The organism is Halomonas sp. IOP_14, assembly GCF_021021315.1.
Taxonomy (GTDB): Bacteria; Pseudomonadota; Gammaproteobacteria; order Pseudomonadales; family Halomonadaceae; genus Vreelandella; species Vreelandella titanicae.
Genome location: NZ_JAINWD010000034.1, coordinates 15,905 through 41,422, shown reverse-complemented (window position 1 = coordinate 41,422; position 25,518 = coordinate 15,905). Strand labels below are relative to the sequence as shown.

26 protein-coding genes and 4 tRNA genes are annotated in these 25,518 nt (G+C 55.0%); 13 read left to right on the top strand and 17 right to left on the bottom strand.

What is annotated here, in order from left to right; translation table 11 throughout:
- Window positions 1–136: 136 nt before the first annotated feature.
- From K7H09_RS18730 to K7H09_RS18720, 3 genes are all read right to left on the bottom strand, one after another.
- On the bottom strand, window positions 137–1,807 hold the full coding sequence (locus K7H09_RS18730) for an AMP-binding protein (RefSeq protein WP_027958453.1): 1,671 nt from the start codon (window positions 1,805–1,807) through the stop codon (window positions 137–139).
- Between the two features lie 212 nt (window positions 1,808–2,019).
- Window positions 2,020–2,799 (bottom strand): class II glutamine amidotransferase, encoded by a 780-nt coding sequence (locus K7H09_RS18725; RefSeq protein WP_041159213.1) that lies wholly within the window; start codon window positions 2,797–2,799, stop codon window positions 2,020–2,022.
- 63 nt (window positions 2,800–2,862) lie between these two features.
- On the bottom strand, window positions 2,863–3,288 hold the full coding sequence (locus K7H09_RS18720; protein WP_041159212.1) for a hypothetical protein: 426 nt from the start codon (window positions 3,286–3,288) through the stop codon (window positions 2,863–2,865).
- Window positions 3,289–3,350: 62 nt separating this feature from the next.
- Between K7H09_RS18720 and K7H09_RS18715 the strand changes: the two genes are divergently transcribed.
- Complete coding sequence (locus tag K7H09_RS18715; protein WP_041159211.1) at window positions 3,351–5,453, top strand: S9 family peptidase; 2,103 nt, start codon at window positions 3,351–3,353, stop codon at window positions 5,451–5,453.
- A gap of 15 nt (window positions 5,454–5,468) precedes the next feature.
- Here K7H09_RS18715 and K7H09_RS18710 read toward each other — a convergent pair whose 3' ends face one another.
- From K7H09_RS18710 to grxD, 8 genes are all read right to left on the bottom strand, one after another.
- A complete protein-coding gene (locus K7H09_RS18710) occupies window positions 5,469–5,924 on the bottom strand; it encodes a YcgN family cysteine cluster protein (protein WP_041159210.1) in 456 nt (151 codons plus the stop codon).
- Window positions 5,925–5,955: 31 nt separating this feature from the next.
- A complete protein-coding gene (locus K7H09_RS18705; protein WP_041159209.1) occupies window positions 5,956–6,534 on the bottom strand; it encodes an acyl carrier protein phosphodiesterase in 579 nt (192 codons plus the stop codon).
- A gap of 12 nt (window positions 6,535–6,546) precedes the next feature.
- Window positions 6,547–6,861 (bottom strand): YcgL domain-containing protein, encoded by a 315-nt coding sequence (locus tag K7H09_RS18700; protein ID WP_041159208.1) that lies wholly within the window; start codon window positions 6,859–6,861, stop codon window positions 6,547–6,549.
- A complete protein-coding gene (rnd, locus tag K7H09_RS18695) occupies window positions 6,861–7,994 on the bottom strand; it encodes a ribonuclease D (protein ID WP_041159207.1) in 1,134 nt (377 codons plus the stop codon). The genes K7H09_RS18700 and rnd overlap by 1 nt, the downstream gene beginning before the upstream one ends.
- Before the next feature lie 47 nt (window positions 7,995–8,041).
- A complete protein-coding gene (recR, locus tag K7H09_RS18690) occupies window positions 8,042–8,647 on the bottom strand; it encodes a recombination mediator RecR (RefSeq protein WP_041159206.1) in 606 nt (201 codons plus the stop codon).
- Between the two features lie 3 nt (window positions 8,648–8,650).
- On the bottom strand, window positions 8,651–8,977 hold the full coding sequence (locus K7H09_RS18685; RefSeq protein WP_022522912.1) for a YbaB/EbfC family nucleoid-associated protein: 327 nt from the start codon (window positions 8,975–8,977) through the stop codon (window positions 8,651–8,653).
- A 75-nt stretch (window positions 8,978–9,052) separates the two neighbouring features.
- Complete coding sequence (dnaX, locus tag K7H09_RS18680; protein WP_141440903.1) at window positions 9,053–11,077, bottom strand: DNA polymerase III subunit gamma/tau; 2,025 nt, start codon at window positions 11,075–11,077, stop codon at window positions 9,053–9,055.
- 162 nt (window positions 11,078–11,239) lie between these two features.
- On the bottom strand, window positions 11,240–11,590 hold the full coding sequence (grxD, locus tag K7H09_RS18675) for a Grx4 family monothiol glutaredoxin (protein ID WP_022522910.1): 351 nt from the start codon (window positions 11,588–11,590) through the stop codon (window positions 11,240–11,242).
- A 248-nt stretch (window positions 11,591–11,838) separates the two neighbouring features.
- Here grxD and argF point away from each other — a divergent pair, with 248 nt between their 5' ends.
- A complete protein-coding gene (gene argF, locus K7H09_RS18670; protein WP_009288008.1) occupies window positions 11,839–12,759 on the top strand; it encodes an ornithine carbamoyltransferase in 921 nt (306 codons plus the stop codon).
- Window positions 12,760–12,832: 73 nt separating this feature from the next.
- On the opposite strand, the gene K7H09_RS18665 is transcribed toward argF, so the two are convergent.
- Window positions 12,833–12,908: transfer RNA gene (locus tag K7H09_RS18665), tRNA-Ala, on the bottom strand.
- Window positions 12,909–13,104: 196 nt separating this feature from the next.
- Here K7H09_RS18665 and uvrY point away from each other — a divergent pair.
- From uvrY to nadB, 7 genes are all read left to right on the top strand, one after another.
- Window positions 13,105–13,755, top strand: a complete 651-nt coding sequence (gene uvrY / locus K7H09_RS18660) for a UvrY/SirA/GacA family response regulator transcription factor (RefSeq protein ID WP_009288007.1) — start codon at window positions 13,105–13,107, stop codon at window positions 13,753–13,755.
- Between the two features lie 41 nt (window positions 13,756–13,796).
- A complete protein-coding gene (uvrC, locus tag K7H09_RS18655) occupies window positions 13,797–15,611 on the top strand; it encodes an excinuclease ABC subunit UvrC (RefSeq protein ID WP_141440902.1) in 1,815 nt (604 codons plus the stop codon).
- Between the two features lie 95 nt (window positions 15,612–15,706).
- Window positions 15,707–16,255 (top strand): CDP-diacylglycerol--glycerol-3-phosphate 3-phosphatidyltransferase, encoded by a 549-nt coding sequence (gene pgsA / locus K7H09_RS18650; RefSeq protein ID WP_027958445.1) that lies wholly within the window; start codon window positions 15,707–15,709, stop codon window positions 16,253–16,255.
- Window positions 16,256–16,339: 84 nt separating this feature from the next.
- Window positions 16,340–16,414, top strand: a tRNA-Gly gene (locus K7H09_RS18645).
- 11 nt (window positions 16,415–16,425) lie between these two features.
- Window positions 16,426–16,499 (top strand) — tRNA-Cys (locus tag K7H09_RS18640).
- A 69-nt stretch (window positions 16,500–16,568) separates the two neighbouring features.
- Window positions 16,569–16,655 (top strand) — tRNA-Leu (locus tag K7H09_RS18635).
- Between the two features lie 270 nt (window positions 16,656–16,925).
- Window positions 16,926–18,533, top strand: coding sequence for an L-aspartate oxidase (gene nadB / locus K7H09_RS18630; protein ID WP_039860105.1), 1,608 nt, complete (start codon window positions 16,926–16,928; stop codon window positions 18,531–18,533).
- On the opposite strand, the gene K7H09_RS18625 is transcribed toward nadB, so the two are convergent.
- Together K7H09_RS18625 and K7H09_RS18620 are read right to left on the bottom strand one after the other, a co-directional pair.
- On the bottom strand, window positions 18,530–18,958 hold the full coding sequence (locus tag K7H09_RS18625; RefSeq protein ID WP_230805493.1) for a hypothetical protein: 429 nt from the start codon (window positions 18,956–18,958) through the stop codon (window positions 18,530–18,532). The genes nadB and K7H09_RS18625 overlap by 4 nt on opposite strands.
- Window positions 18,918–19,211, bottom strand: coding sequence for an FAD assembly factor SdhE (locus K7H09_RS18620; protein WP_039860102.1), 294 nt, complete (start codon window positions 19,209–19,211; stop codon window positions 18,918–18,920). The genes K7H09_RS18625 and K7H09_RS18620 overlap by 41 nt, the downstream gene beginning before the upstream one ends.
- A gap of 206 nt (window positions 19,212–19,417) precedes the next feature.
- Between K7H09_RS18620 and K7H09_RS18615 the strand changes: the two genes are divergently transcribed.
- The 3 genes from K7H09_RS18615 (at window position 19,418) to lapB (ending at window position 21,315) form a co-directional block, all read left to right on the top strand.
- Complete coding sequence (locus tag K7H09_RS18615) at window positions 19,418–19,714, top strand: integration host factor subunit beta (protein WP_008959540.1); 297 nt, start codon at window positions 19,418–19,420, stop codon at window positions 19,712–19,714.
- A gap of 89 nt (window positions 19,715–19,803) precedes the next feature.
- Window positions 19,804–20,109, top strand: a complete 306-nt coding sequence (locus K7H09_RS18610; protein ID WP_027958442.1) for a LapA family protein — start codon at window positions 19,804–19,806, stop codon at window positions 20,107–20,109.
- A complete protein-coding gene (gene lapB / locus K7H09_RS18605) occupies window positions 20,110–21,315 on the top strand; it encodes a lipopolysaccharide assembly protein LapB (protein ID WP_009288003.1) in 1,206 nt (401 codons plus the stop codon).
- Window positions 21,316–21,345: 30 nt separating this feature from the next.
- On the opposite strand, the gene pyrF is transcribed toward lapB, so the two are convergent.
- Window positions 21,346–22,047: an orotidine-5'-phosphate decarboxylase gene (gene pyrF / locus K7H09_RS18600; RefSeq protein ID WP_041159204.1), complete on the bottom strand. Its 702-nt coding sequence runs from the start codon at window positions 22,045–22,047 to the stop codon at window positions 21,346–21,348.
- Window positions 22,048–22,318: 271 nt separating this feature from the next.
- Here pyrF and K7H09_RS18595 point away from each other — a divergent pair, with 271 nt between their 5' ends.
- A complete protein-coding gene (locus K7H09_RS18595) occupies window positions 22,319–22,600 on the top strand; it encodes a ComEA family DNA-binding protein (RefSeq protein ID WP_022522901.1) in 282 nt (93 codons plus the stop codon).
- Window positions 22,601–22,678: 78 nt separating this feature from the next.
- Here the strand turns inward: K7H09_RS18595 and prpD are convergent, their stop codons facing one another.
- Both prpD and prpF read right to left on the bottom strand, forming a co-directional pair.
- Window positions 22,679–24,163 (bottom strand): 2-methylcitrate dehydratase, encoded by a 1,485-nt coding sequence (gene prpD / locus K7H09_RS18590; RefSeq protein WP_009288001.1) that lies wholly within the window; start codon window positions 24,161–24,163, stop codon window positions 22,679–22,681.
- 54 nt (window positions 24,164–24,217) lie between these two features.
- Window positions 24,218–25,417, bottom strand: coding sequence for a 2-methylaconitate cis-trans isomerase PrpF (gene prpF, locus K7H09_RS18585; RefSeq protein WP_052475726.1), 1,200 nt, complete (start codon window positions 25,415–25,417; stop codon window positions 24,218–24,220).
- Between the last annotated feature and the right edge of the window lie 101 nt (window positions 25,418–25,518).

Here is a 25,518-nt window from a genome sequence, read left to right as displayed (position 1 = left end):
GCGCTACTTTCGCCATCTGACCGCCATGGATGGCGGAAATGCCGGAATTGTCAGGAATATTTTCCGGCCATGGCGAAAGACCCTTGTTACAACCTGCCCTCGCCCACTAATCGAGTGTTTATTAATGGCTATCTGATTACGTTTTTGAGGGCTCTTCGTCACGCAGCTGACGGCGGAGTACTTTACCCACGTTGGTTTTGGGCAGCTCATCGCGAAACTCTATGAATTTCGGCACTTTGTAGCCAGTGAGCTCTTTTTTGCACCAGTCGCGTAGTGTTTTTTCATCTAGCTGGTCATTTTTACTTACCACAAACAGCTTGATGGCTTCGCCAGCATTTTCATCTGGCACACCGACCGCGGCAGACTCAAGCACATCCGGGTGGGCTGCCACCACATCTTCAACTTCGTTGGGATAAACATTAAAGCCAGAGACCAGGATCATATCTTTTTTGCGATCAACAATGCGGATATAGCCATCATCCTGCAGCACAGCGATGTCGCCGGTGCGGAACCAGCCATCCTCATCGATGGCGTCACGGGTTTCATCTTCACGCTGCCAGTAGCCTTTCATCACCTGTGGCCCTTGCACGCACAGTTCTCCCGGCTCGCCCAATGCCACGTCGTTGCCATCGGCGTCGACGACTTTTACCGCGGTGCCTGCCACGGGCTTACCGATAGTGCCCAGTTGGATCGCATCGGTCGGGTTGAAGCTAACAATGGGAGAAGTCTCGGTCAGACCATACCCCTCGGCAATTGGGCAACCGGTGGTTTTTTCCCAACGCTGCGCCGCTGCTTTGGTCAGCGCCATGCCGCCGGAGATCGTCAGTTTCAATTTGGAAAAATCGAGCTGCTTGAAATCGTCGCGATTACATAGCGCATTAAACAGCGTATTGAGGCCGATAAAAGCGCTAAAGGGCACCCCCTTGAGCTCTTTGATAAAACCATCCAGGTCGCGAGGATTAGTGATCAGCAAAGAGTGGTTACCGGTTTCCATTAGGAACAGGCAGTTAACCGTAAAGGTATAGATGTGATAAACCGGTAGCGGTGCGATAACCAACTCTTCGCCATCGGTCAGATGAGTACCAATCGCTTCCCGCGCTTGCAGCATATTGGCGATGAGATTGCGATGGGTCAGCATTGCGCCTTTTGGCATACCCGTGGTGCCACCGGTATATTGAAGCGCGGCTAAATCGTCGGGGCTCCTCTTGACCTCGGTATGACTTAGCGAGGCACCTTTTTTTAGCGCATCACGGAAGCCAACCGCACTGGGCAGTGAATAAGCAGGCACCATTTTCTTAACGTGCTTGACCACTGCATTGATTAACCAGCGCTTGGGCACATCGTGCAAGTCAGCTAGCTGGGTGACGAGCACATGCTTGATATCTGTTTTATCGAGCACTTTCTCCAGCTTGTCCGCCATATTGGCCAAAATCACAATGGCTTTAGCGTTGGAGTCCTTGAACTGGTTGGCCATTTCCCGCTCTGTATATAGCGGGTTGGTGTTGACCACTACCAAGCCTGCGCGCAGTGCACCGAATACCGCCACAGGAAACTGCAGTACGTTGGGCAACTGGATGGCGATACGATCACCGGGAACGAGGTCGGTTTCATGCTGTAGCCATGCAGCAAAGTCTGCAGAGAGGCGGTCAAGATCAGCGAAAGAGAGCGTTTTTCCCATACAGGAAAAAGCTGGCTTGTCCTTAAAGCGTGTTACTGCGTTATGAAAAACATCCGTGACTGAATCGTACTGATCCAACCCTTCAAGCGCTGGGCCACGTAAAACGGCGGCGTTGGCGTGTTCGCTCATGGGCAATCTCCGCTATTGGCGTCGGCGTAAGTCACCGACCTTGTTGTTGTCGCTAGGCTCTATCTGAAAAAATAGGTTAAGAAGCCCAACGATATACGACCTCTAACAGGCTGTAAAACGATCGATTGAAACTGACGTTTCAACTTTAGCCCATAGTCGGGCTCACTTGATTTTCTGCTGCGTCCCTCATTCCAATTTAGTAGATCGTTTCTTTATGGACAGTAACGCGCCTGAATTTCTCCATCGCGCCAGACCAATAGCTCACCCGGCACCATGCGCTGCCAGGCTTCATTGTGCGTGAGCGGTTCAGTGGCAATCACTGAAACGATGTCGTCAGGCGTGGTATGTTCGGCAAAATTCACCGTCATCTCGGCGTCGGAGAGTTCCGCCTCGCCGAAGGGCGCGCAGCGGGTAATATGCGCAAGCTTCGTGGCGCAAAATGTATATAAGTAATCGCCATCGGAGAGCAACATATTGAACACGCCCAATGCTCTTAGCTGCTCACATAGCTGGTGCAAGCGCTCCCACAGCATTGCGGGATCAGCGGGCGGGGAAGGAAATTCACGGCGAAGCTCCCCCATTAACCAGCAGTAGGCGTACTCGCTATCGGTGCTGCCAACCGGGGTGTAGTCTCCTAACGTTAAACGCTCCCAGCCACTTAATTGCCCATTGTGAGCATAGCACCAGGGTCGCCCCCACATTTCGCGCGTGAAAGGGTGGGTATTGGCAAGCTTTACGCCCCCCACGTTGGCTTGGCGAATGTGACTGATCACCACATTGGACTTAATCGGGTAATCGCAAATTAGCCGGGCGATAGGGGAATCGACGGAAGGATGGGGGTCGCGAAAATCGCGGTAACCGCCCTCTTCGTAGAAGGCAATTCCCCAACCATCGCGATGAGGGCCGGTGCCCCCACCGCGATGCAAAAAGCCCGAAAAGCTAAAACAGATATCGGTGGGCACGTTGGCGCTCATACCCAGTAGTTCACACATACGCTTTACCAATACATAGACACCCGGCGCTCTCTGCAAAAGCATGGAACCTAAACACAGCCATTAACCAATCACCGGTTCGCGACGGCGTGGTGATTCGCCTTCATCGGCACTCTCTTCTTCCTGGGCGACATACTCATCGTCCCCAGGACGGCGCCACCACCACAGAGCAACGCCAATCAGCGCGCCTAATGCCATCCCTAACACCAGCCACATTAGCCCGCCACGAAGTGCTGCGCCGTTGTTTTCTAAAAACCCAACCGCCGCCACCATCGCCGAAGGTGCCCAACCGGTATAGAATTCACCCTCTTCTATTAGCGGCAGCCGGAAAGTGGCGGGTGCCCATATCGCCCCTGCCACCATCCAGGTCAGTACAAGACGTGGCAAGCGAGGCAGAAAAGTGAACGCAAAGTAGACTGCGACAATCACTAACAGCGACAGCCCGTAATAACTCAACCACAGTAGTGGCGTTGAATTTGCAAACAGCATAATACCCCTCATATGGGTGAGCTCACCCGACGTTGATTTCCCGTTATGGTACCTATCAATTTATGAAAGCACAGCAAGGCATACCTTCAGGCTTACCCGCTGCACGCTATTATCGCGCTAATGACCCGCAATGGCACTGGTTAGAAGAGCGCGATGACCCACAGGTCAGCGCCTTTTTAGAGGCCGCCAATCAGCAACAAGCCGATTGGTTTGCCCCGCTTGCCCCGTTGGAGGAAGCGTTATACCAGAGTCACCTTGCGCGCCGCGAATTAGCCGTGACCAGCCTTAAGACAACGCTTGACCACTTCACGTTCTGGAACGAGACCGGTGCCGAGGATGATTACCCCTGCTGGTGGCGCCACCCCAATCGTCAGCCTGAACAACAGGAATGCTTTTTCGACGTTAGAGCCCGTGCTGCTGAGCACGACTTTTACGACATGGGCGATATGGCGCTGTCTCCCGATGAGCAGTGGTTGGCCTGGACAGAAGATACTCAAGGCGACGAGCGTTTTACTCTGTGGCTGAAAGCGCTGCCTAACGGAACGCCCGTGCAACTATTAAGCGATATTGGTGCGGGGCTTTGCTGGGCAGAAGATCAAACTGCCACTACAGCGACGCTGCTGTTCACGCGGTTTGACGACACTCAGCGCCCCGACAGCGTTTGGCGGCTTTCGCTTTCGCTGATGGAGCCTGACGCTTCAAATGAGCCAGTATTGGTGCTACGGGAAGAGGATCCTGAGTTTTGGCTCGGTATTGGCAAAACGCGCTCGCGGTCGTGGCTGCTGCTAGAAAGCGGCTCAAAAGACACCAGTGAAATTCACCTATTGGCCGCTCACTCTCCTGATTCAGCCCCGCTGTGTATTCAGCAGCGCCAGGCGGGGGTCGAGTACAGCATTGATCACCGGCCAGGCAGCTTTTACCGCCTGCATAACCAGGCAGGTGCTCACTTCCAGCTCGACTTCCTGCCCGAAAGTCAGCTTGGTCAGCTCCAATTGAATTGGCAAACGTTAATCGCCCACCGTGAAGAAGCCACCCTGGAAGGCGTTGATGCGTTCTCTTGGGGGCTGATGCTGGCTGAGCGTGACCATGCCCAAGCGCAAGTGCATTTGCGGCGTTTGCTTTTCGATGCCCAGCATAGCTGCACCCTAGATGAGACCCTGGCACTGCCTGAACAACCCTGCTCGCAGATGCTGGAAGATGCCCCGCACTTCGATACTCAGGTAGTGCGCCTGCGCGAAGAGTCGTTTACCCAGCCGCCCAGCTGGTTTTCACTCGATCTAACCAGCGGCGAGCGAACGCTGCTGAAGCGGGTACCTGTTTACGGCAATTTACAGCCGGAACAGCTAATCAGTCGCCGCCTTTGGGCCACCAGCAGCGACGGTGAGCAAGTGCCCGTATCGGTGGTGATGCGCGCCGACCTGGCGGATCAGCCCTTACCCACGCTGCTGTATGGCTACGGCGCTTACGGTGAGGCTCTCGACCCCTGGTTCTCGATCGCCCGGCTGGAACTGCTTGAGCGCGGTGCGGCCTTTGCCGTTGCTCATGTGCGTGGCGGCGGCGAGCGCGGCGAACCCTGGTATTTAAACGGCAAGATGGCCCACAAAGAGAATAGCTTTGACGATTTCCTGGCCGCCCGGGAAGCGCTTGTGGAGCAAGGTGTCAGTGATGCACAGCGCGTAGCGGCCTATGGTGCCAGCGCTGGCGGGCTGCTGGTCGGCACCTGCATTAATCGTGCCCCGGAAAAGTTTTGCGCCGCTCTGCTAGACGTGCCCTTCTTAGACGTGCTGCGCACGATGCAGAACCCGGAGCTGCCTCTGACGACCGCAGAGTACAGCGAGTGGGGCAACCCTGAAGAACCAGAGGTCGCCGAGCGAATAGCCGCTTACTCACCTATCGATAACATTAAAGCGCAGATATACCCTGCACTATGGATTGAGGGCAGTTGGTTCGACACCCGTGTCAGCTACTGGGAGCCCGCCAAGTTTTATGCCCAGATGGCACAACAGCAGCTGGGTTCAGCGCCGATTTTGATGCGTACCGATATGAGCAGCGGCCACGGCGGCGCATCCGGTCGATTCAAAGCGTGGCGCGATACCGCCCGCCAAGACGCGTTTATTCTCTGGGCGCTGGGACTGCACTCGCCAGCATCTTCAACTGCTGAGTAAAGTGCTCGTAGGGAACTACATCGGCAGCACGGCAATAATATGCGACTCCAATTGCTGCTCGGGCACCTCATCTTGGGACACCGCAAAGCTGCGTACGCTGACGCCTTTGCGGTGAACCCGCTCGGCATCATTGCTTAACAGCGGATGCCAACCCGCCAACTTGCGCCCTTCAGCCACCCGCCGATAACCACAGCTCTGCGGCAGCCAGGTAAACTCTTTAACCAAGGCAGGCGTCAGTTGGGTGCAATCGGGAACGGTTTCAAAGCGGTTCGCATAATCGCTGCACTGGCAACTGTGAATATCCAGCAAGCGACAAGCAACGTTCAGTACTGCTAACTCCTGAGTATCCTCGTCGTGCAACTTTAGCAGGCAGCACTGCCCACAGCCATCGCATAACGCTTCCCACTCCTGGGGCGTCAACTCTTCGAGGGTAAAGCGCTCCCAAAAACGTTCGCGCATTGCGGTCTCCATCGTCTCCTGGCTCATTATTACGAAAAACTCATTATGATGGGGGTGTATCTTGGTGGCTTAATTCAGCCAATAGTTCGGGCCATAGGGTCTGGAAATCGGCCTCTAACGCTTGATAATCGTCGTACAGCCAAGGCACTAAAGCAGCCAACTGATTGGGGCCAGACAAACGCCGCCCAATCCCGGCAACGGCCCGGCAGGTAAACGCAAAGTCAGCATAGCCTCTTAGCCAGTCCTGCTCGACGAGAATCGGCATCATACCGGCCAGCCGGTTCGGCGCGGTACGGGCGGAGAGCAGTCGATAACAGCGCTCAATAATCGCGTCCTGATCCGCCTGCCCTGCCGTATCTCGAGCCAGAAAATGATCCCACACCATATCCAGGGCTATCCCCGCATAGCGCCGCTGCCCCGTTGGCGCACGGCGCCGTGCATTAACAACGCTAGGATGACTATCCACCCAGGCATCTACCCGGCGGTGATGGTGAATGCCCAGTGCAGTAGCAGCAGGCCAATCGGCCAAATTGCGCCCCTTAACGCCATCAGCAATTAAATTGCCGTAGAGGAAATCATCGCTACCAGCGCTCACCAACCATGCATGGGCAAGAAAATTCATAACCAGATGGCGCTACTGTTCGTCAGAGCAGACATCAGAGCGCGAAGCCACATGGGCACGATGCACGTCGAGCAAATAGGCCTCTTTCGGCGGCGGCATTTGCAGGTAGAACCCTTTGTCTTTAATCCCTTCCACCACGTCTGCCGCATTAACCCGTGACAATTTTTTGTCAGCGGTCAACAGCATGGTAAACACCGGTACAGGCTTGCCGAAGGTTTCAAGTAATTGCGCAGGGACGTCTGCAAATCCTTGACGCTTATCGACATATAAATACATTTCATCTTTACGCGAGCTTTTAAAAACCTCGCAAATCAGCTTGTCGCTCATTATGCTCGCTCCTCAAGGGCCTGGGCCAACGCGCCATTCAGACATTCGCCACGCCAACCGGTCGGCCAGGTGAGAGGTTCCCCTGCCAAGTCCTGCATCACCAGTGTTTCAATATCACGGCGGCGCATGAGCATTTCCGGTGCCACACCCAAGTCATTAGCTTTAGCGGTTACCGCCTTCTTGAGTGCTTTAAAGCGTGATTTGAACGTCGGGTGCATGGGGTCTGGCCAACGCTTGGGCAGCGCCTCTTCATCACAGTGCTGGGTCTGTTTGACCATTGCCAGCAGTGCGTCGCCCTCTTTTTTGATCAGCATCGGTTTAACGCCTTCCACCTCAGCAAGCTCGAAGCGATTACTGGGCATCTTTTCGGCAATCGCAAATAGCAGCTTGTCGCTAATCAACCAGTTGCGCGGCAAGTCACGACGGCGTGTCTCGCCTTCACGCCAGGTGGTCATCAGCCGATACGCTTCCATTTGCCGGGGCGTCAAGCGCCACAATTGGCGTTGACGGGTATACCACTGCTGGTCGTTATCGACGCTGCGGCCCGCCTGTTCAATTAAGCTAGCACACTCAGCGTCTACCCATTCACGCCGCCCCAACATGGCGAGTTTTTCAGCCTGGAGCGTCCAGACTTTTAACAAATAGATCACATCCAGAGCAGCGTACTGGCACTGCGCAGGCGACAGCGGGCGTAATAGCCAGTTTGAGCGGGTCTCTTCCTTAGGCAGGGTTTCGCCGACCCAAAATTCGACCAGCTTTTGATACCCCATTCCAGGATTTTCGCCTAAAAATCCTTGTACTACCTGAGTATCGATTAACGGTTCCGGCAATACACCTGCCCAGTGCTGGAAGACTTCTAGATCTTCGCTGCAGGCGTGCAGTAACTTGATAGCACTATTTTGCAGCAGGGCTCGGAATTTATCAGTACACGGGACGGCTACCGGATCAATCAGATAAGCCTCTTCCCCCGCGGTGAATTGAACCAACGCCGGCACTGGAAAGAACGTGTTCTCTCGGAAAAACTCGGTATCCAGAGCAATTACAGAAGCATCGGCTACTTGCTCACACGCTGCATCGAGCGCCTCTGGAGTATCAAGCCATTGATAAGAGGGGGTCAGAGAGGACAAAAGCATTCTTCCAGGTTGGCGCAAATACTAAAGCATTTGCGTTTTAGGTAGGCTTATTCACTGGCAAACGGCAGGCGACCATTAAATGCACGGCTCAAAGTGCCGCCATCTACGTACTCCAGCTCTCCACCCATGGGAACGCCATAGGCAAGCCGCGAGAGTTTGACACCGTGTTCTGCTAGTAGCGAAGCAATATAATGGGCGGTCGCTTCACCTTCGATAGTGGGGTTAGTCGCCAACACCACCTCTTCGATGAGCCCTTCTGCAACACGCGCTTCCAGTAAGTCTAAACCGATCGACTCAGGCCCCACGCCATCTAGCGGCGAAAGGTGCCCGTGGAGCACAAAATAGCGCCCCTTAAAACCACCGGCTTCTTCAATCGCCAATTGATCGGCAGGCGACTCCACCACGCAAAGTAGTGCATCATCGCGCCGCGGGCTTTCACATAGCATGCAGATATCTGCTTCAGTGAGCGTGCGGCAACGCTGGCAGTATCCAACTTCATCGATCGCTTGTTGAATAACCGCCGCCAGACGCTGCCCTCCAGGACGCTCACGCTCCAGCAAATGCATCGCCATGCGCTGAGCCGTTTTGGGCCCAACGCCTGGCAATACGCGAAACGCATCCATTAACTGCTCAACGAGAGGAGAAAAACGCATTGCTTAGAACGGCATCTTAAAGCCGGGCGGAAGGTTCAAACCTGCCGTCGCTTCTTCCATTTTCTGTTTAGAACTGACTTCCAATTTGCGCACTGCGTCATTGACCGCCGCGGCTAGCAAATCTTCCAGCAACTCTTTGTCCTCTTCCATGACGCTGGGGTCAATGGTCACGTTTGAAACGTCATGACGACCGTTCATGGTGACCTTGACCATACCGGCACCCGCCTCACCCTGGACTTCGGCTTTGGCGACCTCTTCCTGGGCTTGCTGCATTTTTTCCTGCATCTCTTGGGCTTGCTTCATTAAGTTGCCCATTCCACCTTTAAGCATGGTCTGATCTCCAACATACGTAGTTAAAAGGTATAGCTAAAACGAGTGTTTCTATCACGCGTCTAGAAAATGAGCTTAGCGCATAGCGTCGGCAGGCTTTACGCTGGATTCTATCAGCTTTGCCCCAAACGCCTGCTGTAACTTTTGTACATGGGGGTCGTGATTGAGTAGATCAACCGCCTGGGCATGACGCTCTTTATTAAGACGCTCTTCGCGCTGCCGTGGCGTCTCAAGGCTATTAGACAACTCGGCAACGTAAAACGCTATTCGCCTTGGCATACCCTGCTCTTTTAGCGCCCGCTCAATGCGGGTTTGATGCACTTCCGCCTGCATGGCCTCTTGGCTGGGGTCGAGGCGCAGCGTCAGCAGCGTACCGTCGTCACTCTCGACCAGACAGTTGCCCGCCAAGTTACGGGTTAAGCCGCCCAAGCCAAGAGAATCAAAGCACTGCAACCACTGCGCATTATCCAGCTTGCCGGACTGAATGTCCGGCCGGCTTTCTGGAAAGGCTTCTGGCAGGGTTTCTGACAGGGCTTCTGGAACGACCTCTGGTTCAGCTTCTGGCGCTGCAGCCGTTGAGGGCTCCACCGTTTGTGGCTCGGCATCGGGTGAAGGCGCTGAGGCTGGCACTGGCTCAGTAACAGGCTTGGGCTCAGTAACAAGTTCTGATTCAGACATAGCCTCTGGCTCAGCGGCTTGCTGGGGAGCTTCCACCTCAGCCGCTTGCGTATCCGCCTCGACTGCCCAAGGCGGTGGCTCTTGCAGCGGAGGCTCCTCTTCAGCGGCAGGCGCTGTCTGCTCAGGGCTTGGCTCTAATGGCGTTTCAGGCTGAGCATCTGGTGTGGAATGAACGTCTGGCTTTGCATCAGCTGCTGGCGAGGGCTGTGGCGCCGGTGATGGCGCCTCTGCCCCTGCCACTTGAGCACTCGTTTCGGTCGCTGCCGATTGAGAAGGCTCGCGGCGAAGCGGTAGCGGGGTACGCGGCGGTTTCGGTACACCCTGAGGGCGAAATGCCAACATACGCAGCAACGTCATCTCTAACGCGCTGCGCAGATCAGGAGCGTGCACCATGTCCCCACGCCCCTGAATACCAATTTGGTAATAGAGCTGAATGTCTTCAGCAGTGAAGCGGCTTGCTAGCTGCAGGATAACGTCACGATCACCATGGCTGTTATCCACGGCATCCGGCACCATCTGCGCCACTGCCAAGCGGTGCAGTATGCTCGATAGCTCATCCAACACCGCGGCAAAGTCCGGGCCTTGCTCGGCTAATTCGGCCACTTCGGAGAGCAGGCGCTGTACATCCACATCGGCCAGAGACTCTGCCAGCCCAAGAATATGGCGATGATCCAAGGTACCCAGCATGGCGGCCACATCCGCATGGCGAACGGCCCCCTGGCCAAACGCAATAGCCTGGTCGGTGAGGCTCATGGCATCGCGCATTGAGCCTTCCGCCGCCTTACCCAATAGCCACAAGGCGCTTTCATCAAAAGCGACGCCCTCTTCACCCAACACATAGGTGAGATGCTCCACCACGCGCTCTGGTGGCATATGTTTGAGGGTAAATTGAAGACAGCGTGAAAGTACCGTCGGCGGCAGTTTTTGCGGGTCGGTGGTCGCCAACAGAAATTTAACGTGAGGGGGAGGCTCTTCCAGCGTTTTCAGCAGCGCATTGAAACTGCTGGTGGAAAGCATGTGCACCTCATCGATCAGGTACACCTTATAACGCCCTTGGGTAGGCGCATACTGGACATTGTCCAGCAGTTCCCGGGTATCTTCTACTTTGGTTCTTGACGCCGCATCGACCTCAATAAGATCAACAAAGCGCCCTTCATCAATTGCCTGACAGCTATCGCACTGCCCACACGGTGTAGAGGTAATGCCCTCATCACCACGTCCGTCAGCCGTGCAGTTCAAACACTTGGCAAGAATACGCGCCAAGGTGGTTTTGCCCACACCGCGAGTCCCCGTAAACAGGTAGGCATGATGCAAACGACCCTGATCCAGGGCATTGACCAAGGCGCGTTGAACATGGGCCTGGCCCACGAGTTCGTGGAATGTGCGAGGCCGCCACTTACGGGCCAGAACCTGATAACTCATGAAGCTGTACTTCCTTCGGCGGGCTGACTTGCCCCACGCTATAGCCAGCGCGGGGCAAAGGCCACGATGCATAACAAAGACGATGCGAGAACAAACGCCATTCTAACGGTTGCACCGCAGCCCGCCAACCGCCTGAATAAAGCGGGCTATTTTAGACAACGCCTAGGCGTTATCACCACCTTCCGCCGCACCAGCACGCTCAGCAGCGGCTTTTACTAGCTTTTCCAGCTCGCCACTTTGATGCATCTCAACCACGATGTCGCAACCACCCACCAGCTCGCCTTCTACCCACAGTTGTGGGAAGGTCGGCCAGTTAGCAATTTTGGGCAGCTCGGCGCGAATATCCGGATTATCCAGAACGTTAACGAACGCAAAACGCTCGCCACAGCTCATAAGCGCTTGGACGGTCTGGGCAGAAAACCCACACTGAGGCAGTTGGGGCGAACCTTTCATGTAAATCAGGATCGGATTTTCGCTAATTTGACGCTGAATGTTTTCGGCAGTTGTGCTCATACTATTTCCTCGCTTATTGATGACCGATGCCCTCTCACTCATCTACTAGGCTTAGCCCTTGAACCTGATTCTAAAACCTAGCCCTTGTAATGGGTACTTGAGACTAGTACTTAAGAAATCGTACTTAGAATAGTACCTGAGTAGAGCGCTCGGCTTTAACGTGTATATGGCATTCTACGCATGCCGTTCGCGTTGCGCATCCCCTGCAGCATAGCTAGGATAGTGTTTTTGCGCGGAGAGAAGCCCTTATGGCGACACGCCATTTCCTGACCTTGCTAGATTTGACCCCAGATGAGCTGGACTATTTGATCCAGCGTGCCATTACGATCAAAACTAATCTAAAAGCCCAAGGTCCTGTTTACACACCCTTCCCCAACCGTACCCTGGCGATGATCTTTGAAAAATCATCGACGCGTACACGGGTTTCGTTTGAAACGGGAATGGCACAGTTTGGCGGCCATGCACTCTTTCTCTCCCCCCGCGATACTCAGCTGGGTCGTGGCGAACCAATTGAAGACACCGCTCGCGTACTGTCTGAAATGGTCGATGCGGTGATGATTCGCACCTTCTCCCACGCTGGGCTGGAAACCTACGCCAGCGCCAGCAGCGTACCGGTGATTAACGCCTTAAGCGATGACTACCACCCCTGCCAGCTACTTGCCGACGTGATGACCTGGACTGAGCTACGCGGCAGCGTAAAGGGACGCACAGCAGTGTGGATTGGTGATGGTAACAACATGTGCCACTCCTGGATCAATGCCGCTCGCCAATTCGGTTTCCATCTGCGCATTTGCTGCCCGAAAGGCTACGAGCCCCGAGCCGATATTATGGCGGCCGCTGGCGATCAAGTAACGCTGCTGCACGACCCTCAGGAAGCGGTAAAGCACGTCGACCTGATCACCACCGACGTTTGGGCCTCCATGGGCCAAGAGGAGGAGCAGGCGAAACGTGAAGCCGACTTCGCAGGTTTCCAAGTTACTGAAGCCATGCTCGATCAGGCAGACCAAGACGTCCTCTTCCTGCACTGCCTGCCTGCCCATCGCGGAGAAGAGATCAGCCACACGCTGCTCGACGACCCACGTGCCGTGGTTTGGCAGGAAGCAGGCAACCGCCTGCATGCACAAAAAGCGTTGATCGAGTTTTTGCTTCTGGGTAAGGTCACTGAATAAACGATTTACTGCAAACAAAAAAAGCCTCGTTTAAACAACGAGGCTTTTTTCTAATATTGGGTGAAATTTTTGTTGGTGGAGCCTAGCGGGATCGAACCGCTGACCTCAACACTGCCAGTGTTGCGCTCTCCCAGCTGAGCTAAGGCCCCACGTGCTGTCTTTCCAACAGCGAGGCGGATACTACGGTGAACATTTACCGCGGTCAAGTTTTTACATCAGCAGCGGACAACTAATTCTCCTTTGTCGTTAGCTGTGGCACTCTATATGCACATATAGTTAACAAGATAGAGTAGTGTCCAAGGCCAACGCCTGAGTCCATGATGTTTCCAAGCAGGAGCCTGTCCATTGATCAGTGTACTTATCGCCGATGATCATCACCTAGTAAGAACTAGCATTGCTCACCTGCTAAATGAAGAGTGTGACATTAAAATTGTGGGCGAGGTCGACGATGGCGAAAGTGCAGTAACACAGTGTCGCCATTTAAAACCCGACATCGTGTTGATGGATATTCGCATGCCGGGCATAGGCGGGCTCGAAGCCACTCGACGCATTCACCGCAACATGGAAGACGTGAAGGTCTTGATCTTGACCGCGCATATGGAAGACAGCGTGCTGCGCCGCATGCTTGAAGCAGGTGCTTCAGGCTTTTTAAGCAAAGGTGCAGATGCGATAGAGATGACCGATGCCATTCGCCAAGTGTTTCATGGCCGCCGCTATGTCAGTCAGGAAATTGCCCAACGCCTGGCGCTTTCGCACTTCACCGAGGAAGATAATCCGTTTAGCCACCTCTCCCACCGTGAGCTACAGATTGCCCTGATGATCGTTAACTGCCAGCGAGTGCAAGATATCTCCGATCGCCTGCACTTAAGCCCTAAAACGGTAAACACCTATCGTTACCGACTCTTTGATAAACTACAGGTTGCCACCGACGTCGAGCTTACTCACTTAGCGCTCCGTCACGGGCTGGTCGAGGGGTTTGACGCCACCCAAATATAACCCCTATCTTCCCTGCTGTTATCGGGTACCGACACGCTAATATGACCTTTGATTCAAAACAGTTCTTGAGCTCGGTAAGCTCCTCGCCAGGGGTTTACCGCATGCTCGACGAGCAAAGCAATACGCTCTATGTGGGCAAAGCCAAGCGCTTAAAGGCACGCCTAGCCAGCTATTTCCGTGGTCAACTGAATACCAAAACCCAGGCCATGGTGGGGCGTATCGCCGACGTTCAGGTCACCGTCACCCGCACGGAAACTGAAGCCCTTCTGCTCGAACAGACGCTGATCAAACAATTGCGTCCGCCTTATAACATTTTACTGCGCGACGATAAGTCCTACCCGTTTGTCTTTGTTACCGACCGCCATCCTTACCCGGCACTTGAGTATAAGCGCGCCCGTCAGCGCAGCGACGATGGTCGCTACCTAGGCCCCTACCCTAGCAGCGGAGCCGTGCGTGAAAGCTTGGCGCTGATGCAAAAGATATTTCATATTCGCAACTGCGAGGACAGCGTCTTTGCCCATCGCTCACGCCCCTGCTTGCAGTATCAGATTCATCGCTGTAGCGCTCCCTGCGTCGACTATATCTCCGCCGAAGACTACCGGCGCGACCTCGAACACGCAGTGATGTGCCTGGAAGGCAAAAGTGAGAGTGTTACTCAAGAACTGATGGAGACGATGGAAAAGGCCAGCCAGGCACTCAACTTCGAGGAGGCCGCCCGTCTTCGCGACCAGGTTCAGCAACTGCGCCAGCTTCAGCAACGCCAGTTTGTCGACACCGGCGGCGGTGATGCGGATATTTTCGCCCTCGCCCAGCGCCCCGGTGCACTGGGCGTTTCGGTGTTGAGCGTGCGCGATGGTCGCCTGCTGGGGGCGCGTCATCACACGCCGAAAAACGATCTGGATCTACCGCTTGAAACGCTGCTCACCGAAGTAGTCAGCCAATACTATTTCGGTCAACCGCACAACGTGCCCAGCGAAGTGATTACCAGCCACCCGTTAGACGACAGCGAGCTGATTGCCGAAGCGCTGACCCAACAGGCGGGCAAGCGCATTCGCGTTACCAGCCAAGTGCGCGGCCACCGCGCCCAGTGGCAACAGCTCGCCATTACCAACGCTGAGCAGCAGCTAGCCTCTCAACTGGCCAACCAAACCCAGCTCACTCAACGCTTTACCGCCCTGCAGAAAGCGCTGGGCTTAGCGGACACACCGCAACGCCTGGAGTGTTTCGACATCAGCCATAGCCACGGCGAGGCGACCGTTGCCTCCTGCGTGGTGTTTGATCACCAAGGCCCACGCAAAAGCGATTACCGCCATTTCCGCATTGAAGGGGTAGCCGCCGGTGATGACTACGCTGCCATGCAGCAGGCCCTAACCCGACGCCTTAAGCGCGTGAAAAGCGGTGAAGCAGTCGCCCCTGACATCCTGATCGTCGACGGTGGCAAGGGCCAGCTCAATATGGCCCGCGAGGTGTTTAAAGAACTCGACATCGTCAACATCATTCTATTGGGTGTCGCCAAAGGCACCACGCGCAAGGCGGGGCTTGAAAGCCTGTTTGTGGAAACAGCGGACAATCCGCTAGATTTGGACCCTGCCTCCCCCGCCCTACACTTGATCCAGCATATTCGTGATGAATCACACCGTTTTGCCATTGCTGGCCACCGCGCTCAGCGCGATAAAGCGCGACGCACTTCAACCCTACAAGATATCCCCGGCATTGGCCCCAAACGTCGACGGGAATTACTGCGCTTTTTCGGCGGCCTGCAGGGCGTGCAAAAGGCCAGCCGCGATGAACTCGCTCGCGTACCGGGCATTAATGCGTCGTTAGCCGAGAGTATTTACCGAGCACTCAACGGATAAACGCCCGTTTGGCATGGATGCCATCGGCCAAGGGGGATAGAATGAGGCCAGACACTTCGAATCCTCTGATTTTCCGGCAAGGATCGCTCTCTGCGATGAATATACCCAACATACTGACACTGGCGAGAATCGCCTTTATTCCGCTGCTAGTGGTGCTGTTTTATCTACCCTTCAGTTGGAGCATGCCCGTGGCGGCCGGTCTATTTGGTCTGGCCTCCATTACCGACTGGCTGGATGGCTATTTAGCGCGACGCTGGAATCAGTCAACGCCTTTTGGCGCTTTTTTAGACCCAGTGGCTGACAAACTCATGGTGGTCGTCGCCCTAGCGCTATTGATCGAGCGTTACGACACCCTGGTGCTGACGCTCCCTGCGCTGGTGATTATCGGCCGGGAAATTGTCATTTCGGCGCTGCGTGAGTGGATGGCTGAAATGGGCAAACGCGGCATGGTGGCGGTTTCTTGGATAGGCAAGCTTAAAACCACTCTGCAAATGGTGTCACTGCTGATCTTGCTGGCGCTTCCACCGACGCACGAATTTGCGCTGTTAGGCGTTGTAGTACTATATACCGCCGCTATCCTAACGCTGTGGTCGATGATTCAGTACCTAAAAGCCGCCTGGCCGCATCTTAGCCGCTCCATGTAAGCTGCTGATAAGTAAATAAGGAACACACGCTAATTCATTGATTGACAACGCGGTGGCGATCCGTATAATTCGCCCTCGAGTCGAGCGGGAATAGCTCAGTGGTAGAGCATCGCCTTGCCAAGGCGAGGGTCGGGAGTTCGAATCTCCTTTCCCGCTCCAACGACTTTTGAGGCTGGATGGCAGAGTGGTTATGCAGCGGACTGCAACTCCGTGTACGCCGGTTCGATTCCGACTCCAGCCTCCATCTTTGTGTAGCAATGGTGTTTTAAGTAGAACGAAACAGCATTGCGATGTGATCTTTTTGTGATGTATAGCCCGGATGGCGAAATCGGTAGACGCAAGAGACTTAAAATCTCTCGGGGGCAACCCCGTGCCGGTTCAAGTCCGGCTCCGGGCACCATTTCTGTTGTTTTACTTCCCCTCCAGCTTTTCTTCTTCAGTCATTTATTTCCTGTATCGGTTTTCTTTACGCGGCCTTTTACCGCGCCTATTCGCGTACTCGAACATCGCGCAATTGTCTCCCCGAATATCACTCATTTCTTAAGCCGAAGCATCGCTAAACGCTAATCGCCGCGCTATGATGCCTGCCTTCTAACTTTTCGCGCGCGACGAAGCTAGTGACGTTTAGGGTTTGCAATATTTCGGTCAGTATCAAGGGGGAGCGGGCACCATGAGCACGCCAACATCCGATGTACTTATCATTGGCGGCGGCGTCGCTGGGCTCACCCTTGCCTTGGAAGTGGCTGACCACAGGTCCGTGACGCTGGTTCGCCCTGCACAAGATGATCAAGGCGCCAGCCGCTGGGCTCAAGGCGGCATTGCGGCCGTGCTCTCGCCGGATGACGACCTTGACGCGCATATCAATGACACCTTGGTGGCTGGCGATGGGCTATGCGATATCGAGGCCGTTCGCTTTACCGTTACCCATGGGCCCGCTGCTATTCAGTGGCTGATTGATAAGGGTGTTCCCTTTACACCCGAGCACGACCCTGCCGCACGCTACCCATATCATCTAACCCGAGAAGGCGGCCACAACGCACGGCGGATCATACATGCTGACGACGCCACCGGCCGTGCCGTGGTGGATACGCTGGTAGACAAAGTAGCGCAGCACCCCAACATCACCCAGCGCAACGATCTAACGGTGGTTGGCCTGCTACAAGATCCCCAAGGTGCCTGCCGCGGCGCCTATGGCAGCGATGCCAACCACCAGTGGCACTCGCTCACTGCGCGCCATACTGTATTGGCCACTGGCGGCGCAAGCGGCCTTTACCGCCACACCACTACGCCCGCTCCTAGTAGCGGCGAAGGCATGATGATGGCTGCTGAGCTGGGTGCTCGGTTAATGAATCTAGAGTTTCAACAGTTTCATCCAACCTGCCTGTTTGACCCCGAAGGCCCGGCGTTTTTGATAAGTGAGGCGGTTCGTGGTGAAGGCGGGCATCTGCTCAATGAGGCGGGAGAGCGTTTCATGCTGGCGCTGGATAAGCGCGCGGAGCTAGCCCCGCGGGATGTCGTCGCCCGCGCCATTGATGCAGAAATACAGCGCAGCACTCTGGGCCACGTGTGGTTGGATATTCGCCATTTAGGTGAAAAGGCAATTCGCCACCACTTCCCCACTATTCTGGCGCACTGTGCCTGCCGGGGGATTGATATCACCCAGCAGGCTATCCCCGTGGTGCCTGCCGCCCATTATAGCTGCGGCGGTGTCGCCACCGACTTGCAAGGCGCCACGAACGTTGCCAACCTCTATGCCATCGGTGAAACCGCCTGCACGGGGCTTCATGGCGCCAACCGTATGGCCAGCAACTCGCTGTTAGAGTGCTTGGTATTTGCCCGCAGCTGTGCACAAGCGCTGTTAGCCGACGTGGAACAGCACGGCCAAACGACCAGCGGTAGCGGATTTCAGCCCCCGGCGCAGGCTGCGGCGACTGTCTTACCCAAGGCAGTACTCAGCGATATACGCCAACAAATGCGCACCACCATGAGCCAGCATGTCTCCATTGTGCGCAGCGCCACCGGGCTAAGTACTGCCCTGACGCACTTGAAGTCACTGCTAAACAGCGTGGAAGAGATTCAGGGAGCCCTAACAGCCCCGGAAGGCAAACGCCTGCACCAGACCCTACAGTTAGCACTATTGACTGTTCTCGCCGCTCAGCAGCGGCATGAGTCACGCGGACTGCATTACTCCACCGACTGGCCTAGCCGGCAGCCTGAAGCCGTTGCTTCTTCGCTTGCGATGAACGACTTAACAGACGCGTTAGCAACAAACCGCTAGCGGCCCGGACGATGAAAGAGCTTGCGCGCCTCACGCAAGCTTTGTTGAGGCGCGCTATCAGGCCAGAGCCAAACCCGCTGCTTACCCACATAAAGCCCTATTAACCAGGGCCCTAGATAGTCACAGCGTACTCGATCCGTATCGCCCAGAGCCTCATTTCGCGTGAGAGCCCCCTCTTCAGGCTGCGACTCGCGCAGCCAACGACCTTGAACTTGTGGCGCCGTCGACGTCAGCGAGAGCACGCCTTTGGGTTGACGAAGATAGCCGCGCCATCCAAGGACAACGCCTAACACCGTTATCGCCACCGCCGCTGGCATGCCCCCTACCCAATAGCTCAGCGCCACAATGCCGATCAACAATCCACATTGGGCTAGTAGCCAATACTTAGAGGGTACGATAGGCAGAATTATCGGTGGTTTCAGCATGTTCAACGATCATTTGTACGATACGCCGCTGGCTAGGCTCCTCGGGCCACTCTCGGTGCATCAGCCAGACAAAAAGATCCTGATCCTCGCCTTCAATGAGCTGCTGGTAGGCCAGTTGATCCGCTTCGCTAAGATGGTCAAAACGCTGTTCAAGAAATGGAATAAGCAGCAGGTCAAGCTCCCACATACCGCGCCGGGAGTGCCAGTAAAGCCGTTTGCGCAAAATGGCTGCTGGGGAATTATCGTCGTTCAACGTCAGCCGCTCCAGTTATATAAATGAAAGGCCAGTATACCTAAGCTGTGGGGTCGCGCCAGCGCCCTCCATCGCCTATGCTATTAAAGAGTGTAGAACCTTGTTTTATCTGAATTGTTTTATACTGAATTGCGCAGTATGCTGAATTTGATGTTAGCGAGGTCGAGAGCGCGTCACGGCCTTCAATGTTCGCAGGGAGCCAACCGATGACTAAATCTGAATTAATCGAACAAATTGCGATGCGTCAGCCGGAGTTATCCGCCAAAGATGTTGAAACGGCGGTGCGTATTATCCTGGACGACATGACGGATTCTCTAGCTAGCGGCGGTCGCGTTGAAATTCGTGGTTTCGGCAGCTTTTCACTGCACTATCGGGAGCCGCGGGTAGGGCGCAATCCAAAAACAGGCGATGCAGTCGATCTGGAAGGTAAGTATGTGCCGCACTTCAAGCCTGGCAAGGAGCTACGCGAGCAGGTAGACGCTAGTCGAGCACTAGGCTACTAAAACGCGACTATTAATTTCTGTGGGATGACGTCGCCGCTTGAGTCGTACACAATAGCGCTACCGTGAACGTCACAGACTAGGAAACTCACATGCGTTGGATCAAAGGGCTGATTTTAGCCGTTATTTTGCTGATAGTAGTGCTGGTAGGTATTCTGTTTGCCGTTAATAATCAGCAAACCATTGCCTTAAACCTTATCTGGCTGGAGCTGCCAGCGGTATCACTCTCGGTTTGGCTACTCGCGACCCTGGTGTTTGGCGTCATACTCGGCATGCTCGCCATGCTAGGTGTCTACGTGCGGTTAAAAGCCACCCTGGCCCGCAGCCAGCGCCAGAATAAGCAGCAGCGTAAAGAGCTCGATAGCCTACGCACCCAGGAGTTTAAGGAACTGGCATAAATGCTGGATGTCGCGCTGCTAAGCGTACTGTTGGTCGCCATTGCCATTGGTTACGGGTTAGGTTATCGCCAAGCCTTACGCCGCCGACATCGCACCCATCCGCCTGCGGCCTCTTCTCAAGGCCTCTCCCGGGACTACTTCGTCGGGCTTAATTACCTGCTTAATGAGCAGCCCGACGAAGCGATCAATACTTTTATCAACGTGCTAGCGGTCAACAGTGACACGGTTCACACCCATATCGCCCTCGGCAAGCTGTTTCGCGCCCGCGGAGAGGCCGACAAAGCCGTTAGCATTCACCAAAACCTATTGGCTCGCCCTGCCCTTTCGCAGCACACCAACGAACAGATCCAGCTTGAACTTGCTCGGGATTTTATGGCGCTTGGTGTTCATGACCGCGCCCAGCGGCTACTCAATACCCTGCTGGAGCATAGCGGTGATGATGATCACCGCTATGCTGCCAAACAGCTGCTCGTCGACTTATTAGAGCGTGAAAAAGCGTGGCAGCAAGCCCTTGACGTTATTCAGCCGCTGCTTAAACAGTATCCTAAGATGCGTCGCCCCGCGGCGCACTGGCTATGCGAGCTGGCACTGGAAGAAATTAGTGAAGCCAGTCGACCTCTGGCGAAAAAGCATCTCAAAAAAGCCCTGCAGCTGGATGAGAAATGCGTTCGCGCCACCCTGATGCTGGCCGAACTAGAGATGGACAACGGGCACTATGCCCGCGCTATTGAGCGATTAGACAACATCCCCGGCCAGGAGATAGCGCATATCCCCACCATGCTGCCTGCCCTTAAGCACGCCTATATGCGCAATAATGATGACACCGGCTACGAAGCGCACCTCTATCGCCTGCTTGAGCTAGCGCCTTACACCAGTACCATTATTGCCCTAGGTCAGCTCGTTCATCAGCGTGACGGCGTCGACAAAGCGATTGAGTTGATTGGTGAGCGATTGCGCGCCGTGCCGAGTTTAGGCGGGCTGGATTATTTGATCGATCTGTATATTGAAAGCCAGCGCCTTAGTGGAAAACCTTCCCCGGATACGCGCCTACTGTTACTAAAACATCATACCGATGCGCTGCTGCTTAACCGCACGCGTCATCGCTGCCAGCGCTGCGGCTTTGCTAGCGACGCGTTACAGTGGCAGTGCCCCAGTTGCCGCTTCTGGGGCACGATTAAGCCGGTCATTGGCGTGGAGGGCGAATAGTGCTCACAAAGCTAAGGTATGCAGAAATATTTAGTGCCCCTCTAGCTCCGCCTCAATCGCCTCAAGCGCTACCATGGGGTCGTCAGCCTGAGTAACGGGGCGACCAATGACCAGGTGGCTGCTTCCCGCTGCCATAGCCTCATTGGGGCCCATCGTCCGCTGTTGGTCATTAGCGACTGCAAAACTTGGCCTAATACCAGGGGTCACTTTCAAGAACGACTCACCGCATAGCGTTTTGATTCGCGCAGACTCCTGGGCCGAGCAGACCACCCCTTGCAAACCACTCTGCTTGGCCAGGAGCGCTAAGTGCTCCACGTGTTCTGCCAGTGGAGTCTTGATCCCCAGCTCTGCCAAATCATCGGTCTGCATACTGGTCAATACGGTAACGGCGATTAGATGGGTCGTTAAGGCATTCTGATCCAGGCGTTGCACGGCCGCCTCCATCATCCGCCGCCCACCGCTGGCATGTACGTTGACCATCCACACGCCCTGCTCCGCCGCCGCCTGCACAGCGCTGGCAACGGTATTGGGAATATCGTGGAATTTAAGATCCAAAAACACCTCAAACCCGCGCCCATGCAGCGCCTCAAGCACTGCCGGGCCGCTACGGGTGAACAGTTCTTTACCCACTTTCACACGGCATCGGGTGGGATCCAACTGATCAGCCATGCACAGCGCGGCGTCTAGCGACGGGTAATCAAGGGCAATAATAATCGGGGAATCGGTGACCACAACGTTACTCCAAGTACGTTTTTGACCATTATATCAGCCTCTCCCTACTCCTCGCGCCCTCATCATGTAAGCCATTTGCCATATATCCATAGCTAAAATCTTACAACTGCTGTCATATATCGCTGACATAAACACGCTTTAAATAAGGCTAAGTTAACAAGTGCAGCGGCGTTTATCTTGCCCACTGATAACGCGGGCACAGGTAGAAACCTCTACACGACGTCGCATGTGTAAACACAAAAAACCAACGCTATTAAAAGGATCATTGCATATGAAAATGACACTTAAAGGAATGCTGGCCGCACTACTGTTTAGCATTAGCTTAGGGCTTTCCAGTGGCGTGCTGGCACAAGATGTAGCCCCGATTAACGTCAATACTGCCGATGCTGAACTGCTGGCCGAACTACCAGGGATCGGCCCCAGCCGAGCCGACGCGATCATTGAAGAGCGCGAAACCAATGGCGTCTTTGAAAGCGCTGCAGATCTTGAGCGCGTCAGCGGCATTGGGCCTGCCACCGTTGACCGCATGCGCGATCAAGTGACATTTGAATAGCCTCATTGGAGAGCATGTCGCTCGTTAACACCACAGTGCCCGGTGTGTATAAGCACCGGGCACTGTGAATAGCGCACGTTAAATCATCCACATATCCATAAATTTGTGTACCGGCATCGCTTCAAGTGTTGTTTGATGGCTGCACAGCTCGGCGATTTTTTGGCAACGACTTGTCGGAAAGCGAGTTGCCAGATTGCGCTCAAACTTTTCAACCAATAGCGGCATCCCCTCTTCCCGACGACGTCGGTGGCCGACCGGATACTCCACTGTCACTTTATCGGTCGCACTCCCATCGCTAAAAAACACCTGCACTGCATTAGCGATAGAGCGCTTCTCAGGGTCGTGGTAATCCGCCGAATACTCGGCGTTTTCTTCTACCACCATTTTATTACGCAGCTCATCTATTAGCGGATGAGCTGCATGAAAGCTGTCTTCATAGTGCTCGGCGGTAAGCGCACCAAAGATAAGCGGCACCGCTGTCATGTATTGCAGGCAGTGGTCACGATCCGCCGGATTGGCGAGTGCGCCGGTTTTGGAAATAATCCGAATAGCCGAATCGTGGGTGGTGAGCACGATTTTCTCGATATCGGCCAAGCGGTCTTTCACCTGCGGATGGAGCGTCACGGCGGCTTCACAGGCGGTTTGAGCGTGAAACTCAGCGGGGAAGGAGATCTTAAACAGAATGTTCTCCATCACGTAGCTGCCAAACTCCCGCTGAAAGCGTAGGCGGCGGTCAGCTTCCGGTTTGAGGCTCAAATCTTTGTTGGCATGACTGAACAGCACATCGTAGAAGCCCCATTGGGGCGCCGAGAGCGCGCTGGGAATACCCATTTCACCGCGCAGGGCGATATCCGCTAAGCGCACGCCCCGTGAGGTGGCGTCCCCTGCGGCCCAGCTTTTACGTGAACCAGCATTTGGCGCATGACGATAGGTGCGCAGGCTCTGACCATCCACCCAGGCGTGTGAAAGCGCCGAGAGCAACTGTTCACGATTGGCGCCCAACAGCTTGGCGGCCACCGCTGTAGAGGCGACCTTCACCAGCACCACGTGATCGAGGCCAACCCGATTGAAGCTATTCTCCAGCGCCAGCACGCCCTGAATCTCATGGGCCATAATCATGGCGTTGAGCACATCGCGCATCGCAAGCGCAGCGTCGCCTTGTGCAACCCGCTGCTGGGAAAGGTGGTCAGCAACGGCGAGTATCGCGCCAAGATTGTCGGAAGGGTGCCCCCACTCGGCGGCAAGCCAAGTGTCGTTATAATCCAACCAGCGAATGATACAGCCGATATCCCACGCCGCCTTAACCGGGTCAAGGCGAAGCGAGGTGCCCGGTATCCGCGACCCAAACGGTACTACCGTGCCCTCCACTATCGGGCCTAAGTGCTTTGTGCACTCTGGAAAACGCAGCGCCAACAGCCCGCAGCCAAGCGTATCCATTAAGCAGTAGCGAGCGGTTTCCAATGCCTCATCGGACGCCACCTGATAATTGAGTACGTAATCGGCAATAGCCTGTAGCTCGGGGTCGTAATCGGGCCGCTCATTGGCTTCGGATGTGGCAGACATGGATCTATCTCCTACTGTTGAATCACCTACTCAGTATGGCCCAAGGAATGCGTCCTAAAAGCTGTCACCAGGAATTCTCACAAATCCTTCCATCAACACCCGCGCGCTGCGGCTCATCAGTGCCTGTTCGATATGCCAACGCCCTTCCACCAGGCTTGCCTCAGCTCCCACCCGCAGGCTGCCGGAAGGATGCCCGAAGGTGACCTCGTTTCGTTTACCGCCACCGGCGGCCAGGTTCACTAATGTGCCTTCAATGGCCGCCGCCGCAGCAATGGCAACGGCGGCGGTGCCCATCATGGCGTGGTGCAGCTTGCCCATGGAGAGCGCTCGCACCAGCAGGTCGATATCCGTCGCCAGTACGTTTTTACCGCTCGATGATACGTAATCCGCCGACGGCGCTACGAAAGCCACTTTGGGCGTGTGCTGTCGTTTACCCGCTTCGCTGACATCACTGATTAGCCCCATGCGCACAGCACCATGGGCACGGATAGTTTCAAACATCTCAAGCGCCCGGCTGTCACCATTGATGGCATCCTGCAGCTCGGCGCCGGTATAGCCAATGTCGGCGGCGTTAATAAACACGGTGGGAATACCGGCATTAATCAAGGTTGCTTTCAATATCCCCACGCCTGGCACATCAAGCTGATCAATGAGATTACCGGTGGGAAAAATGGCTCCCTCGCCATCGGCCGGATCCATAAAGGCCACCGGAATCTCGGCAGCAGGAAAGGTCACGCCATCCAGCTCAAAATCGCCAGTTTCCTGCACTTCGCCATTGACGATAGGCACCCGTGAGACGATGGTTTTCTGTATATTCACCTGCCAAATGCGTACCTCGGCCACCCCGTTTTCAGGAATACGTGCAGGGTCAACAAGACCATTGCTAATCGCAAAAGGGCCGACCGCCGCGGAGAGGTTGCCGCAGTTACCGCTCCAATCCACATAGGGCTTGTCGATGGAGACCTGACCGAACAGGTAATCCACATCGTGTTCTGCCGATTCACTTTCAGACAGAATCACCGTCTTGCTGGTACTTGAAGTGGCGCCCCCCATACCATCAATCTGCTTTTCGTAAGGGTCGGGGCTACCGATGACACGCAGTAGCAACTGATCCCGCGCCACGCCCGGCTGCTGGGCCGCTTCAGGTAGATCGTTGAGCTTAAAAAATACGCCCTTACTGGTGCCGCCGCGCATATAGGTGGCTGGAATTTTTATCTGCGGCACATGTTTGTTTTGAACTGACTCGCTCATCATTACCACTCCTAAAAATAACCCGGTGCTCTAAGCCTGATTCGAAAAGCTAGGTTCGAAAAGCTAAAGGCACCGGGTTCACTTGGTCAGCTAGGCCGTTTCAA

Coding starts and splice junctions, on each gene's coding strand:
- K7H09_RS18710 (WP_041159210.1), bottom strand. CDS start 5,924: ATGGAGACCGCAATGCGCGAACGTTTTTGGGAGCGCTTTACCCTCGAA.
- K7H09_RS18720 (WP_041159212.1), bottom strand. CDS start 3,288: ATGCTGTTTGCAAATTCAACGCCACTACTGTGGTTGAGTTATTACGGG.
- K7H09_RS18730 (WP_027958453.1), bottom strand. CDS start 1,807: ATGAGCGAACACGCCAACGCCGCCGTTTTACGTGGCCCAGCGCTTGAA.
- nadB (WP_039860105.1), top strand. CDS start 16,926: ATGAGCACGCCAACATCCGATGTACTTATCATTGGCGGCGGCGTCGCT.
- prpF (WP_052475726.1), bottom strand. CDS start 25,417: ATGATGAGCGAGTCAGTTCAAAACAAACATGTGCCGCAGATAAAAATT.
- K7H09_RS18700 (WP_041159208.1), bottom strand. CDS start 6,861: ATGAGCGACAAGCTGATTTGCGAGGTTTTTAAAAGCTCGCGTAAAGAT.
- dnaX (WP_141440903.1), bottom strand. CDS start 11,077: ATGAGTTATCAGGTTCTGGCCCGTAAGTGGCGGCCTCGCACATTCCAC.
- argF (WP_009288008.1), top strand. CDS start 11,839: ATGGCGACACGCCATTTCCTGACCTTGCTAGATTTGACCCCAGATGAG.
- K7H09_RS18610 (WP_027958442.1), top strand. CDS start 19,804: ATGCGTTGGATCAAAGGGCTGATTTTAGCCGTTATTTTGCTGATAGTA.
- prpD (WP_009288001.1), bottom strand. CDS start 24,163: ATGTCTGCCACATCCGAAGCCAATGAGCGGCCCGATTACGACCCCGAG.
- K7H09_RS18615 (WP_008959540.1), top strand. CDS start 19,418: ATGACTAAATCTGAATTAATCGAACAAATTGCGATGCGTCAGCCGGAG.
- uvrC (WP_141440902.1), top strand. CDS start 13,797: ATGACCTTTGATTCAAAACAGTTCTTGAGCTCGGTAAGCTCCTCGCCA.
- K7H09_RS18595 (WP_022522901.1), top strand. CDS start 22,319: ATGAAAATGACACTTAAAGGAATGCTGGCCGCACTACTGTTTAGCATT.
- grxD (WP_022522910.1), bottom strand. CDS start 11,590: ATGAGCACAACTGCCGAAAACATTCAGCGTCAAATTAGCGAAAATCCG.
- K7H09_RS18725 (WP_041159213.1), bottom strand. CDS start 2,799: ATGTGTGAACTACTGGGTATGAGCGCCAACGTGCCCACCGATATCTGT.
- lapB (WP_009288003.1), top strand. CDS start 20,110: ATGCTGGATGTCGCGCTGCTAAGCGTACTGTTGGTCGCCATTGCCATT.
- recR (WP_041159206.1), bottom strand. CDS start 8,647: ATGCGTTTTTCTCCTCTCGTTGAGCAGTTAATGGATGCGTTTCGCGTA.
- rnd (WP_041159207.1), bottom strand. CDS start 7,994: ATGCTTTTGTCCTCTCTGACCCCCTCTTATCAATGGCTTGATACTCCA.
- pgsA (WP_027958445.1), top strand. CDS start 15,707: ATGAATATACCCAACATACTGACACTGGCGAGAATCGCCTTTATTCCG.
- K7H09_RS18715 (WP_041159211.1), top strand. CDS start 3,351: ATGAAAGCACAGCAAGGCATACCTTCAGGCTTACCCGCTGCACGCTAT.
- K7H09_RS18705 (WP_041159209.1), bottom strand. CDS start 6,534: ATGAATTTTCTTGCCCATGCATGGTTGGTGAGCGCTGGTAGCGATGAT.
- K7H09_RS18685 (WP_022522912.1), bottom strand. CDS start 8,977: ATGCTTAAAGGTGGAATGGGCAACTTAATGAAGCAAGCCCAAGAGATG.
- K7H09_RS18625 (WP_230805493.1), bottom strand. CDS start 18,958: ATGCTGAAACCACCGATAATTCTGCCTATCGTACCCTCTAAGTATTGG.